At 59.5% G+C, this 13,330-nt stretch carries 14 protein-coding genes; 8 read left to right on the top strand and 6 right to left on the bottom strand.

Annotated elements, in window-relative coordinates; all coding sequences use genetic code 11:
- Positions 1-2 precede the first annotated feature (2 nt).
- Positions 3-728: a DUF2270 domain-containing protein gene (locus tag ACPYOJ_RS02825; RefSeq protein WP_168831058.1), complete on the bottom strand. Its 726-nt coding sequence runs from the start codon at positions 726-728 to the stop codon at positions 3-5.
- 132 nt (positions 729-860) lie between these two features.
- Between ACPYOJ_RS02825 and ACPYOJ_RS02820 the strand changes: the two genes are divergently transcribed.
- From ACPYOJ_RS02820 to ACPYOJ_RS02800, 5 genes are all read left to right on the top strand, one after another.
- Entirely contained in the window at positions 861-1,679 is an 819-nt protein-coding gene (locus ACPYOJ_RS02820) for a class I SAM-dependent methyltransferase (RefSeq protein WP_481414897.1), read from the top strand.
- 209 nt (positions 1,680-1,888) lie between these two features.
- Positions 1,889-3,037, top strand: a complete 1,149-nt coding sequence (cax, locus tag ACPYOJ_RS02815; protein WP_481414896.1) for a calcium/proton exchanger — start codon at positions 1,889-1,891, stop codon at positions 3,035-3,037.
- Positions 3,038-3,226: 189 nt separating this feature from the next.
- Positions 3,227-3,553, top strand: a complete 327-nt coding sequence (locus ACPYOJ_RS02810) for a potassium channel family protein (protein ID WP_168831055.1) — start codon at positions 3,227-3,229, stop codon at positions 3,551-3,553.
- A 197-nt stretch (positions 3,554-3,750) separates the two neighbouring features.
- Positions 3,751-4,233 carry a transcription elongation factor GreA gene (gene greA, locus ACPYOJ_RS02805; protein ID WP_481414895.1) on the top strand — a complete coding sequence of 161 codons (483 nt, stop codon included), beginning with the start codon at positions 3,751-3,753 and terminating at the stop codon, positions 4,231-4,233.
- Positions 4,234-4,331: 98 nt separating this feature from the next.
- Positions 4,332-5,024, top strand: a complete 693-nt coding sequence (locus tag ACPYOJ_RS02800; RefSeq protein ID WP_481414894.1) for a glutathione S-transferase family protein — start codon at positions 4,332-4,334, stop codon at positions 5,022-5,024.
- 12 nt (positions 5,025-5,036) lie between these two features.
- On the opposite strand, the gene ACPYOJ_RS02795 is transcribed toward ACPYOJ_RS02800, so the two are convergent.
- Positions 5,037-6,269 (bottom strand): GNAT family N-acetyltransferase, encoded by a 1,233-nt coding sequence (locus ACPYOJ_RS02795; RefSeq protein ID WP_481414893.1) that lies wholly within the window; start codon positions 6,267-6,269, stop codon positions 5,037-5,039.
- Between the two features lie 283 nt (positions 6,270-6,552).
- Between ACPYOJ_RS02795 and ACPYOJ_RS02790 the strand changes: the two genes are divergently transcribed.
- Positions 6,553-7,443, top strand: a complete 891-nt coding sequence (locus ACPYOJ_RS02790) for an NAD(P)-dependent oxidoreductase (protein WP_481414996.1) — start codon at positions 6,553-6,555, stop codon at positions 7,441-7,443.
- Between the two features lie 232 nt (positions 7,444-7,675).
- Here the strand turns inward: ACPYOJ_RS02790 and ACPYOJ_RS02785 are convergent, their stop codons facing one another.
- Positions 7,676-8,626, bottom strand: coding sequence for a GlxA family transcriptional regulator (locus ACPYOJ_RS02785; RefSeq protein ID WP_481414995.1), 951 nt, complete (start codon positions 8,624-8,626; stop codon positions 7,676-7,678).
- Positions 8,627-8,898: 272 nt separating this feature from the next.
- Here ACPYOJ_RS02785 and ACPYOJ_RS02780 point away from each other — a divergent pair, with 272 nt between their 5' ends.
- A complete protein-coding gene (locus ACPYOJ_RS02780; RefSeq protein WP_481414892.1) occupies positions 8,899-9,699 on the top strand; it encodes a cysteine hydrolase family protein in 801 nt (266 codons plus the stop codon).
- Between the two features lie 233 nt (positions 9,700-9,932).
- Here the strand turns inward: ACPYOJ_RS02780 and ACPYOJ_RS02775 are convergent, their stop codons facing one another.
- The 3 genes from ACPYOJ_RS02775 to ACPYOJ_RS02765 form a co-directional block, all read right to left on the bottom strand.
- Positions 9,933-10,421, bottom strand: a complete 489-nt coding sequence (locus tag ACPYOJ_RS02775) for an Lrp/AsnC family transcriptional regulator (RefSeq protein WP_481414891.1) — start codon at positions 10,419-10,421, stop codon at positions 9,933-9,935.
- A gap of 68 nt (positions 10,422-10,489) precedes the next feature.
- A complete protein-coding gene (locus ACPYOJ_RS02770) occupies positions 10,490-11,131 on the bottom strand; it encodes a uracil-DNA glycosylase family protein (protein WP_481414890.1) in 642 nt (213 codons plus the stop codon).
- Positions 11,128-11,682 carry a thermonuclease family protein gene (locus ACPYOJ_RS02765; RefSeq protein ID WP_481414889.1) on the bottom strand — a complete coding sequence of 185 codons (555 nt, stop codon included), beginning with the start codon at positions 11,680-11,682 and terminating at the stop codon, positions 11,128-11,130. The genes ACPYOJ_RS02770 and ACPYOJ_RS02765 overlap by 4 nt, the downstream gene beginning before the upstream one ends.
- Positions 11,683-11,787: 105 nt before the next feature.
- Here ACPYOJ_RS02765 and ACPYOJ_RS02760 point away from each other — a divergent pair, with 105 nt between their 5' ends.
- Positions 11,788-13,323 carry a sensor histidine kinase gene (locus ACPYOJ_RS02760; protein WP_481414888.1) on the top strand — a complete coding sequence of 512 codons (1,536 nt, stop codon included), beginning with the start codon at positions 11,788-11,790 and terminating at the stop codon, positions 13,321-13,323.
- Positions 13,324-13,330: the final 7 nt, after the last annotated feature.

Below are 13,330 nucleotides of genomic sequence, written 5' to 3'. Positions count from 1 at the left end.
CTCTACACATGCGCCTCGCCGTGGATGTATTCACCTTCGTCGAGCTCGCGGTGCAGCACCCCGTAGAGGACGGCGAGATAGAACGCCGCCACGATTGCGATGACTGCAAGGCCCGGAAGCGGCCCGAGCACGGCATTGTCGATGACATATGACCAGGAATGCGCCTGCACCAGCGGGTTGCCCTCGGTCTGCAGCTTGGGCGTCGTGATCTTCAGGCCCCAGGCAAGCAGCATGATGAGATACATCCAGCCATAGTTCCGCTGCAGCCGGCGATGCAGGGCGTCGGTATAGCTGAGCAGGAATTTCGGCTTTCGCAGGCTGCGTGCAACCACCGAGCCCCAATCGAGCCCGGTACCAGGTTCCGGAGCCAGTATCTGGGCGAAGTAGTTCTTCTCGACCTGCCTGACGCGAGCCCGGTAGATGTCGAAGAAGCGGTAGCGCCGCGCCTCGATCAACAGCAGCAGCGTGATCAGCATCATTCCGAACAGAAGCACACCATGGTGCGATGTCGGCGTGGACAGCGAGACCGAGAGAAGAGCTGCGACCACGGTGATTGCCCAATTCGACGTCCGGTCGATGCGATCCCGCCAGCTCGTCATCCGACCCATTTCGCCGCGATAGTAGTGCGCGAGCGTATTGGTCATCTCGCCCTGGCTCGCCGGAAGCGGCGGCCATGGCCCCTTCACGACGCTCTCGTCGTAGTCACGTTTGCTGAAATCCGTCGTCATGGCATTTCCTCCATTTTCTTATTATTGAATTTCCAATTCATTCTGCGCCTGTAAGGCTGCCATTGCAAAAGACTTCAAGCAGCCGTAGAGGCTTGCCTCAATTCGAAAGGCCTCAATTCGAAAGGTATGGCGATGGCAAAGAAAATCGACGAAGAAGCGCTTGCAGAAGCCTATAACCGCGCCCTTGCGCTCGAAAAGGCGGGCGATTTCGACGCGGCGGTAAAGGCCTATGAGGAAGTGCTGGCGATCGACCCCGAAGATCACGGAGGTGCTGCCGTCCGCATCGCTTCGATGGGCCGCGGCGAAACGCCGGTCAAGGCGCCCGACGCCTATGTCGAAACCCTCTTCGACCAGCACGCCGAAGTCTTCGAGGACGTGCTTGTCGAGCAGCTCAGCTATCATGTGCCGATGCTGGTCCGCCAGCGCCTGCAGGAGCTGAAGCTCGGGCCCTTCAAGCGCATGCTGGACCTCGGCTGCGGCACGGGTCTGACGGGCGGCACGCTGCGCGATCTCTGCGAAGATATGACGGGCATCGACATTTCCGAAAACATGGTCGAGATCGCCCATGAGAAGGATCTCTACGAAACCCTCTTCGTCGCTGAAGCCGAGGACTTCCTCGACGACAACGATGAAGACCCCTTCGACCTCATCACCGCGACCGATGTCTTGCCCTATCTCGGCGCTCTCGAGCCGCTGTTCTTCGGCGCGGCGGAAAACATGACGCCCGGCGGCCTCTTCATCTTCTCGTCCGAGATGATCCCTGGCGACGCCATAGACGGCCCCTCCTACATGGTCGGCCCGCACCAGCGCTTCCTGCACGCCGAAACCTATATTCGCGACCGCCTGGCGGCGACCGGCTTCGACATCGTAGAGGTGACCGAAATCAACGTCCGCATGCAGGAGGGCCAGCCGAGCCCCGGCCATCTGGTCATCGCGCGCCTCGCCGGCTGACGATCCTGGCGCGAGGCTGCTAGCTCACACGGACCGGACGTGGTGCGCAGCTTGCAGACGCCAAGTGACCGTTGATGGCCCTGAAGCAGGTCTTGAGACGGTTGTCTTGCGCCAACGGGATGGGGTCAGAAGCCGGGATGGAGTCCCGCGACAGCAACCATTAAAAGTGGTAATTTTGGCTGCGGGCACTCCGTTCAGGAGGCAGGGGCATGGGCAATGTTGAGGAAAGAACTCCTGTCACGCCGTCGTCTTTCGCTGTGGGCAGAGCCATCCTGGGCGAGGTTCGCCAGGCACCTATTCTTGCGCTCATCGTTTTCGTGCCCGTCGTCATTTTTCTGGAACGGACGTCCCCCGATGCGCACACTTTGCTGTTTCTCCTTTCGGTCGTAGCGATCGTACCCCTGGCTGCGCTTCTGAGCCGCGCAACCGAAGCGGTCGCCGCCAAGACGGGAGATGCAGTCGGCGGCCTGCTCAATGCCACCCTCGGAAACCTGACCGAACTCGTGATCTCGCTCGCGGCTCTGCAGGCCGGGCAATATTTGCTGGTCAAAGCATCGCTGGCCGGCGCGATTGTCACCAACACGCTGTTCATGCTGGGTGGCGCATTCCTGCTCGGCGGCCTCAAGCATCACGTGCAGGAATTCAACAGGGTCAATGCGCGCTTCCAGGCTTCCCTGCTATTCCTTGCGACCATCGCCATTCTGGTCCCGTCGCTGATCAGCGAAGTGGATCAACCACCAGCGCCTGAGGTCTCCCAGACGCTGAGCTTGGGATTGGCGATCCTTCTCGTTGCCGTCTACGCGCTCGGCATGTTGTTTTCGTTGAGGACGCACCGGGAGCTTTTCGCCAGCGTCAGCCACGGAGAGGAAGACCAGAAACCCTGGCCGCTCACGCTTGGTATCGTCATGCTGGTTGTCGTTACGCTGCTGGTCGCAGTGATCAGCGAAATATTCGTCGGTTCAGTCCAGGTCGCCGCCGAACATCTCGGGCTGACGCCAGCTTTTGTTGGCTTCATCGTCGTCGCTCTGGTGGGGGCCGCCGCGGAAATGACGACCGCGTTTTCGGCAGCCCGTGCAAATCGCCTGGATCTCAGTGTCGCGGTCGCATTGGGCAGTGCCGCCCAGATTGCGCTCTTCGTCGCGCCGGTACTGGTGCTCGTCAGCTATTTCATCGGTCCGGAACCCATGACGCTCCAGTTCTGGCGCGGTGCGGTTACGATGATGATCGTCGCCACGATGGCTGCGACTCTCTTGTCGAATGGCGGGCGTGGAGCTTGGTATGCGGGTGTGATGGCGCTCGCCCTCTATGCGATCTTCGCGTTCACCTTGTTTGTCTTGCCTCCCGCAACCCCATCTTGATGCAACTGCCGCGATTGATCCTTCCAAATTCGATGCCGGCCACGGATCACGATGGCTATGGCGACTGAAATACCGCCAGCCATCTTTCGTGGCGCGCAGCCCATGCAAAGACGGCCGCAGACACTTGCATGAACTGAAAGGCAGAAGACCATGGCGATACGCACAAGCTCCCGGCCTCAATCGAAGCGAATGAGACGGCTATTCTTCGCTGCGCTGTTCCAGCAAGTTCGCATAGTGTGGCCGATCTTTTCCGGGATCCTTGTCGTCATGGTAGGATCCGGCATTGTTGCCGGACAGATCGAGAGCTGGCGAATCGGCGAAACCCTGTATTTCACCTTCGTCACCGGATTGACGATCGGCTATGGCGATGTCACGCCCAAGCACGCCATCCCGCGGATACTGGCCTTGCTGATCGGCCTTTGCGGCATTGTGCTGACCGGCCTGGTTGCGGCCGTTACCGTACAGGCGCTCGGCGCGGCGGATCGCGATCGAGCCGAACAGAATGATGGCTCGTGAGCGCGCGTAACACGGCTATGTGGCTGCGTCGCATTGTCGGCGCGTCCCTTTTATCCAGGTCCGGGACGCGGCTGTTGAAGGATCCTCAGGCGTGCCGACGGTCCAGAGACGCGCGGCTGTCTGCCTGTGACACCCGTCGAAAACCATCGTATAATGCCGGATTGTCGTCGTCACCCGCGTCTAAATGGAGTTTGAAATTGAGCACCGCCTTCGTCAAGGAAGAGAGTGCCGAAACTGCTTCGGAAACCCTACTCCCGGACCGTCCGATTTCGCCGCACCCGAACCTTGTGACGGAAGCGGGGTTGAAGGCGCTGGAATTGCAGCTGCAACAAGCGCGCGAGGCCTACGGCGCTGCGAGCACGATCGAAGACGTGAACGAGCGGCGGCGGCAGGCAGCAAATCCCCTTCGTGATCTGCGCTACTTTGGGGCCAGAGTTAGCACGGCTCAGCTTGTGCCCGACCCGGCTTCATCCGACACCGTTGCCTTTGGCAGCACGGTGACCTTCAGCCGTGACGATGGGCGCGTGCAGACCTATCGTATCGTGGGAGAGGACGAGGCGGATCCCAAGGCCGGATCGATTTCCTTCGCATCCCCGGTAGCCAGGGTTCTCATGGGCAAAGCTGTCGGCGATCTGGTCAGCGTCGGTGAACAGGAGCTGGAGATCATTGCCATCTCGTAGAGCCTCCTGCCAACCGTAAGTTGCTCCTTGCATCCTTGTGCGCGAACTGATCTCCTAAAGCCCTTCAGCAAAGTTTCCGGACACCGAAAGGTCGACGCATGTCTCTCGTTCTCTACGGACACCCCCTCGCCTCCTTTTGTCACAAGGTGCTGATCGCCCTTTACGAAAACGGCACGCCTTTCGAAGACCGCCTGGTCGATCTCGCCGACGAGAGCTCGCGGGCCGACTTCTTCCGCTTCTGGCCGGTCGGCAAGATGCCGATCCTGCGCGATGAGGCACTGGACAGCACGATCCCGGAGACGAGCATCATCATCGAATATCTCGACCGGCATTACCCCGGTCCTATCCGCCTGTTGCCGGATGATATCGATCGGGCGCTGCGCGTCCGGCTCTGGGATCGCTTCTTCGATCTCTACGTTCAGACGCCGCTGCAGAAAATCGTCGTCGATACTCTGCGGCCGGATGGCGCGAACGATCCGCACGGCGTCGAAGAGGCGCGCGGCACGCTTGCGACGGCCTACGACATGATCGAGCAGCAGCTGGGCAGCAATCAGTGGATCACCGGCGACAGCTTCACGATGGCCGATTGCGCCGCGGCACCCGCCCTCTTCTACGCCGAGACACTCGTGCCTTTCGGCGAGGACCAGCCGAAGCTTAAAGCCTATTACGAGCGCCTGCTCGAGCGGCCGTCCTTTGCACGGGTGCTGAAGGAGGCACTGCCCTACTTCAAGTTCTATCCCTACAAGAAACAGCTTCCCGAGCGCATCCGCAACGAAATGCCCTCCGAATAATGGAACCTGCGACTAGCGTCCCACAAGATGCAGGACGCGTTTTACGCTCGTCTTCAGCCAGGTGAGGTATCGCGGCTGAAGGTGCGCCTCCAGCCAGGAGATCAGCGTGAACTTGACGAGGTCAGGCGCAAAGTGCGCCCTGCCACGCGCATTCACCGCCGCAAAATAGCTGACCCGCTTCGATGACGATGTGGCCCAGCGCTCTTTATAATCGGCTTTCAGGGTGCGCATGTCGAAGCTTAGATTTCGCTCAAAGCACCAGCGCGCCATATCCTCGATAAGAAGCATACCGGGGGAAAAACGCGCGTAGGCCGGGTCGAAGGTTGTGACATGCATTTCGATCCGCCGCCGGTCGATCGTACTGATGACGGCAGCCACCGGCGTGCCGTCAAGCTTCAGCACAAACAAGCCCAGCCGGCCAACCACGTTGCGTATCGTTGCCGCCCTTTGCAGGAATTGCTGAGTCTCCTCCTTGAAGAACCACTCTCTTGACTTGTCCTTGCGCTGAAGCCAGGCGCGCTTTTGCTGCAAGATCCAGTCGATCGTTTCACTTTGGTCGCGGGCTCCGTCAGGCAGTTCGAAGCTAACCTTTCCGAGCTCGCCGAGGCGCTTGCGCGCGCTTCTGAGATTGACACGCAGTTTCTTCGGATAGCCGGCAATCAGGGCGTCAAAATTTGCTGCGGTCTGGCGATCAATCGCAAAGGCGTCGATGGGAACCGCGAATTTCAGTGCCTTTCGCGCCTCAATCGCCTTCTGGATGTTTGAACCGTCACGAAGAAAGGGCACATGCATAATGTCGATGCCCGATGTCAAAGCGCGCAGCAGAGCGGCACAGGTCTCCGGCGTGTCCTCACCCGCTGCAAACAACGGATCGCCATACTCTTCGTTCAGCCCGCAACTCACCGGATCAATCCGGAGGACTCGACCGCGCCGCCTTTGGATAAATGGCCAGACAGCAACCAGCTCGTCCGCCCGCCATACGGTCGCGACGTGCAGCTTATCTCCGGTTTCAAAAACCCGTTCTTCCCAACCGAGCCGGCACCAATCGAAACTTTGCGTAAAATGGCAATCGACCGCCCGCTGTTCCAACTCTCTCCAGGCAGGTTCCAGGGCCCTCAATGCACCTACGTCGGCAATTAGCTGGACACAGGTCCCGCTGCCTGTCTCGCCGGCGCTTACTGCGGCAGGCGCGACGAAGACATCGCGCGTCAGGCCACGCCAAAGACTGTATGATCCCCCCGACATCGACATCCCCCCGGTCTGCGTCGTCAATGTTCGCTCACACTTAATGCATATTCTAATATAGTAATAAATATACCTAAGAATCCTCCGGCGGCAATACGTTTACGCGCAGAGGAAATTCTGACGATTACAATTTGATTTGCTATTGCTTTTCTTAGGAGGCAGCGCTCGAAGCAAAAATGGAACTTAAGTCCCCCGCAAGCTCTTGCGGCCGAACGGAACCGCCCCGCTTCGGCTTTCCTGCCGCCGCGCTTTCGGCTAATCATGCCGGGAATTCACAGGAAGGATCTGGCATATGGCAAAAGTCGCGTTCATCGGTCTCGGCGTCATGGGCTTTCCCATGGCAGGTCACTTGAAGACGAAGGGCGGCCATGACGTCACCGTCTATAACCGCACCGCGGCAAAGGCTGCCGCCTGGGCGGAAAAATTCGGCGGCAAATCCGCCCCGACGCCGGCCGAAGCTGCGGCGGATGCCGATTTCGTCTTCACCTGCGTCGGCAATGACGACGACCTGCGGTCGGTGACCACCGGCAAGGGCGGCGTTCTGGAAGGCATGAAGAAGGGTGCGGTCCTGATCGACAACACCACCGCCAGCGCCGAGGTCGCCCGCGAGCTTTACGAAGCCGCCAAGGCGAAGGGCTGCGATTTCATCGACGCCCCGGTTTCCGGCGGCCAGGCGGGCGCGGAAAACGGCGCTCTGACCGTCATGTGCGGCGGCGACGAAGCCGTCTTCGAGAAAACCAGGCCGGTCATCGACGCCTATGCCCGCATGGTCGGCCTGATGGGCGCTGCCGGCGCCGGCCAGCTGACCAAGATGATCAACCAGATCTGCATCGCCGGCATCGTCCAGGGGCTCGCGGAGGGCATCCATTTCGGCAAGCGCGCCGGCCTCGACATCGAAAAGGTCGTCGACGTGATCTCCAAGGGTGCAGCCGGCTCCTGGCAGATGGAAAACCGCCACAAGACCATGAACCAGGGCAAGTACGACTTCGGCTTCGCGGTCGACTGGATGCGCAAGGATCTCGGCATCGTGCTCGCGGAAGCGCGAGGCAACGGCGCGAAGTTGCCGCTCACCGCCCTCGTCGACCAGTTCTACGGCGACGTTCAGGCCATGGGCGGCAATCGCTGGGACACGTCCTCGCTGCTCGCCCGTCTGGAAGAATGCACCATTAGGTAGCAGAAACCACAACACCGCATTATTGAGCTTACCGCCTCAGTGAGAAAGTCCGGCATTAGTTAGCAAAAACCCTTGGCTACCTGATGCCGGAAAAATCTCCGTATCGTGAGTACCGCTTAATCGGCTGCAGATTCCACATTTGAGTTGGTGGTTGGTCAGAACTGTTTACAGGCCCGTTGCCCGATTTTGGTGGCAATTGTCATACCTGCGTTACCGGCGGTTGAAGGGGGTGTTATTGCGCTCGTCTCCACATCCGCCTCAATTCCGATGGCGTGTGCCCCGTAATGCGGAGGAAGCTTTGCGTCAAGCGATCGGGATCGACGAAGCCTACATGGCGAGCGATTTCGTCGAGCGTTTGCCGGCTGTCTTCGACCAGGGGGCGAGCCGCCTCTACGCGCAGTCGTTCGATTGCCTTGGCCGGCGTCATACCGGTGGCCGCAGCGAAGGCTCGGCTGAATTGCCGTATGCTCAGGCCGCAAACTTCGGCGAGATATTCAACCGTGAGGTTTGCGGTCAAATTCTCCCGAGCGAAACGCAGCGCCTTACGAATTTTATCCGATGATCCTGGATCGAGGTCCAGCAGTGAGGAGAATTGGTACTGGCCGCCGGGCCGGCGATAGTAGACCACCAGCATACGCGCGACAGCCTGGGCAGTCTCTCTGCCGAAATCCTCCTCTATCAAAGCAAGAGTCATGTCTATGCCCGCAGTCATGCCAGCTGACGTCCATACGCCATCGTCGTGGGTAAATATCCGGTCTCCGTCAACGCGAAGCGATGGGTATTCGGCCTGCAGTCTCTGCACGTAGGCCCAGTGAGTGGTGGCGGATCGCCCGCTCAAGAGGCCACTTTCGGCGACCAGGAACGCGCCCGTGCAAATGCAAGCGGTCCGGCGTGCATAGGTCGACACATCGCGAATGGCGCTGGCGACTTCGCCCACCCATGGCCCATCCGGCGGACCCAAGGCCCCCGCGACGATAAATGTATCAGTGGATTTGCGCTCCAATCGCTCAGTTGCAACCTCCACTCCGCTGGAACTGCGCACCAACCCACCCCCAATCGAAGCTACGGTGAGCAGATAGTTCTTTCCATACAACTGGTTAGCAATCGATAAAGCCTCAATCGGGCCACTGAGGTCCAGCAACACGAACCCCGGATACACAAGTATAACGACGTGGCGGGCCATGGCCGAAATCCCGGAATCATTGTCCTTTGCAACATCAGACCGCGCCGATAGGGTTACTGTCAACCGGCAAACGAAGATATTCAATGCCTCTCCGACGCCGGAATAGCGTGGGCGATCGATGCGGGATGCTGCATCAACGCCTCACCCTGAAACCCCTCATCGAAAAGAAGACAGGGTCCCGACCAATTGCAGGCAAGAAGTGCAAAAGCATCGTCCCGCAACGTCGCAAAAAGACCCGGGAAGTCTGACACATCGACAATAGGAGACGTCAAATGTTGCGTCGTGAAATGAAAATCATTCGGAGACTGAGCACAGCGATCCTCGCTGGCGCGGTTATTCTCGCTGGAGCCGGCGCTTCTATGGCCGAGCAGCCGGTTGTCGATTTTTTCCAGGACCCCGTCAAACCGGCACTAACCAAGGGGAACATGAAACTTGACGTCTCGAAGGCGGCGCTCGTGGTTATCGACGCGCAGAACGACTTCATGAGCCCTGAAGGGACTGCTTGGCCGGTCCTGGGCGAAGCCGTCACCGAACGCAATGTCGTTTCCCATCTTGATCAGCTCTTCGCCGCAGCAAAACGGGCAGGAATGGTCGTCGCACTATCGCCTCATCACTACTACAAGTGGGATTACACGTGGCAGGTGCAGGGACCTCTCGAAATTTTCCAACATGAGCTGGGCATATTCGATAGAAAAGGTCCCTATACACTCGAGGGTTTCGAGGGATCGGGGGCAGACTTCCTGCCGCGGTTCAAGAAATACATAGAGGATGGCAAGACTATTATCGCCTCGCCTCACAAGCTGTACGGGCCGCAGCAAAACGACCTTTCCTTCCAGCTCCGCAAACAGGGAGTCACCCAGATCGTCCTTGCCGGGATGCTCGCCAACATGTGCGTTGAATCGCATCTCCGCGAGTTCCTTGAAGAAGGATTTGAAGTCGCAGTTATTCGAGACGCCGTAGCCGCGCCCAAGTTACCTGAGGGCGACGGCAATCTGGCGGCATTGATCAACTTCCGATATATGGCAAACGGACTTTGGACGACCGATGAAGCGCTCAAGATGATTGCGCCGTAATCCAGGGCCCGGGAAATCGGATGGGAAGCCGTCAGTGGCTGATAGCCCCATCCGATTTCCCAAAGCCATACGGCCGCGACGCCCCATCAGGCCCGACGTTAAACGTGTCCCGTGGTTTTGAAGTAGTATTCCATTCAAACAAATTGGTGGTCTTTGTTACCTAATGCAGGAAAAATGATCGTGTGAAATGGCGCGTCTGCAGGCGCCCCATCCTGCTGCTACTGCTTACCTAGTCACTCCTCGCTGGACTTCGCGTTATCCAGGATCATGTAGTCGAGCGGCAACTGCGTCGAATACTTGATCTGCTCCATCGCGAAAGCGGAGGAGACGTCGCGAATCTCGATCTTGGCGATCAGCCGCTTGTAGAAGGCGTCGTAGGCGGCGATATCCGGCACCACGACCCGGAGCAGGTAGTCGACATCGCCACTCATACGGTAGAACTCGACCACTTCCGGGAAGTCCACGACCACTTCGGAAAAGCGTCTCAGCCACTCGATCGAATGCGTCGCCGTGCGGATCGAGACGAAAACCGTGACCTTCGTGTTGACCTTCTCCGGGTCGAGAATGGCGACGCGGCGCTTGATCACGCCGTCTTCTTCCATCTTCTGGATACGGCGCCAGCATGGCGTGGTCGAAAGCCCTACCTTCTTGGCGAGATCAGCGACAGCCAATGTCGAATCTTCTTGCAGCAGACGCAGTATCTTACGGTCGAGACGGTCCATACGCGAAAAGCCCTTTCGAATTATTTTCTCTGTATAACCCGATTCCGGCATGCGAAAAGAATTTTGTTTCAGGAAATGAGCAACTTTACGCGATTGCGCAACACCGGAAGTAGCTCGTCTTCAAACCATGGATTGCGCTTCAGCCAGCCGCTGTTGCGCCAGCTCGGATGCGGCAGCGGCAGGGCCGCCGGGCTGCGGTTCGAAAACAGCGCCTCGCGCCACGCCTTCACCGTCTCGGTCATGTTCTGCTTGCGAGCGCTGCCCATATGCCATGCCTGGGCATATTGCCCGATGGTCAGCACCAGTTCGATCTGCGGCATCTGATCGATGACCCTCTGCCGCCAAAGGCTCGCGCATTCCCGCCGCGGCGGCAGGTCGCTTCCCTTGGCGTCGTAGCCCGGAAAACAGAACCCCATCGGCACGATCGCGAACCGGCCGGGATCATAGAATGTCTCCCGGTCCACCTGCAGCCAGTCGCGCAGCCGGTCGCCCGAGGCATCGTTGAAGGGAATGCCGCTCTCGTGCACCCTGAGCCCTGGTGCCTGCCCGGCAATCAGGATGCGCGCAGTGGACGACATCACCACGACCGGCCGCGGCTCGTGCGGCAGCCGATCGCCTGCTCGCAGCGGCGTATCACGGCAGATGCGGCAGCGGGCAATCTCGCCCTGCAATCTTGCGATCTCCGTTTCGGCCATCATCTCGCTTGTCATTCCCATCCCGTCACCTGTCCGATGAAGCGTCTTGCAGCGTCAAAGCCTGATTGCTCGCGTTCGTGAAGGCGGACATCCCGCGGCCGCTCGAATGTCCCCGACCAGAGACCTGCCCTTTGTGACCGCGCCCGCGCTTCCTCCTGCTCGTAGCTGCCATATGACACGGCCATGCCTCTGACAACCATCTCTCCATTGATATCAAGACCGCCGCTGCGACACACTACGAGCAGCCGGTCATACTGGTCGCGCTCGCTGCCGCCGCATTGCGTGTCGCGCGAGGCGACCAGCCCCTGCAACGTCTCTCTCGCCTGCCGCCCGCAAGCCCAGTTCATGCCATCTCGCTCGCAGCTCTGGCTAAGTTCCGGCGCGTCGATGCCCTTCAGCCGCATGCGCTCGGTACCGATCGTCAGGCTGTCGCCGTCGGCCGCATGAAACTGCCCGGCATGCACCGTGTCCGGTTTGTCGTTGAGCTTCGCGGCAATCAGCCCGATCAGGGCGAGCATCGCGAAAGCCGTCACGCCGTCGCGTATCGTTCTGAAACCACGCGCCACGCTTTCGCCCCCTTCAAAAACAAATCCTTGGCAAAAATGGCAAACAACTCATTAAGAATTGCCGGTTAAGCTGGAACGATCCAGGGATCAAGTATCATAGTGCACATGAGTACCGGCGTAAGCACATCGACCGATAAGATTATCGTCGACAAATCACGCAGTCACCGTAACAAACCTGTCTCCAGGGCTGTGCGGCAGACGCGTGAGCGGCTGCAATCCGGCCATTCCTCCGCAGCTGCCTTCGATCGCGACGTGCTCAGAATGTATATGAGCGCCTTCATCCAGGGCGCGACCATCATGCCGCTCTTCGTCATCATCATTGCCGCGCTCGGCCTCTACTACACCGGCAACACGCAAATTTTCCCTTGGACCCTGCTGACGCTGACGACCTACGCGGCAAACGTCTATCTCGTCCGCCGCGCCCGCAAGAAAGAGATAGTCCCTGAGGCGACGCGCAAATGGCGCCGTATTCTGCTTCTCGGGCAGCTGACGATCGGCTGCTGCTGGGCCATCTTTGCGATGCAAGACTGCGGCGCCTGCGATCCTTCCGGCTTCATCCTCTATAAGGGCGCGACGCTGCTGATCGCGCTTTCCGTTACGGCAATGGCGAATTTCATGCTGACGCCTGCCGTCCTCGTTGCCTTCGCGCCCGCCGTCGTCGCCCTCGCCGCAAAGGCCGGCATCTCGCGCGACCTGCTTGAGGTGAGCCTCACGGCCGTCTTCACCACGACGGTGGTCTTCTTCAACTACATCAGCGACCGGCTCTTCCAGTCGAACCTGAAGATCCTCTCCTTCCAGTCGGAGAAGGACGACCTGATCGCCGAGCTCGAAGTCGCCAAATCCATGTCCGACGAAGCGCGCCGCCGCGCCGAAGAGGCAAACCTTGCCAAGTCGCGCTTCCTTGCCTCCATGTCGCATGAGCTGCGCACGCCGCTCAACGCCATTCTCGGCTTTTCCGAGGTCATGTCCGCCGAGGTCATGGGCCCGCTCAGTAACCCGACCTACAAGGAATATACGGACGACATCCACCGCTCAGGCCAGCATCTCTTGAATCTAATCAACGAGATTCTCGACCTCTCCCGCATCGAAGCCGGAAAATACGAACTCACCGAAGAGGCGATCTCGCTTCTTCATATCGTCGAAGACTGCATCGGCATGGTGCAGCTGCGCGCCGGCAGCAAGAACATTTCCATTACCCAGCAATTCGAACCCGAGCTTCCGGCGCTGTGGGCCGACGAGAAGTCATTGCGTCAGGTCGTGCTCAACCTCCTTTCCAACGCGGTGAAATTCACGCCCAAGAGCGGTGAAATCCATGTCAAGGTCGGCTGGACGGCCGGCGGCGGTCAGTACATCTCCATCAAGGACAATGGCCCGGGCATCCCCGAGGATGAAATCCCCGTCGTTCTCTCCGCTTTCGGCCAGGGCTCGATTGCCATCAAGAGCGCCGAACAGGGGACCGGCCTCGGCCTGCCGATCGTCCAGGCGATCCTTGCCAAGCATGACGGCCAGTTCGTGTTGAAATCGAAGCTGCGCGAAGGCACCGAGGCGATCGCCATCCTGCCTGCCAAGCGCGTGCTGCAGAGCCTGCCCGCCGTCGAGGAAGCGCAAGCCGTCTCCCGCAAGCGGAAGAGCTTCGCCTAGGGTCCGG

It is taken from the genome of Rhizobium sp. SVR5-9E, assembly GCF_056755095.1.
Note: the sequence above shows the minus strand (reverse complement) of the source record. Positions and strands in the feature narration are given on the sequence as shown.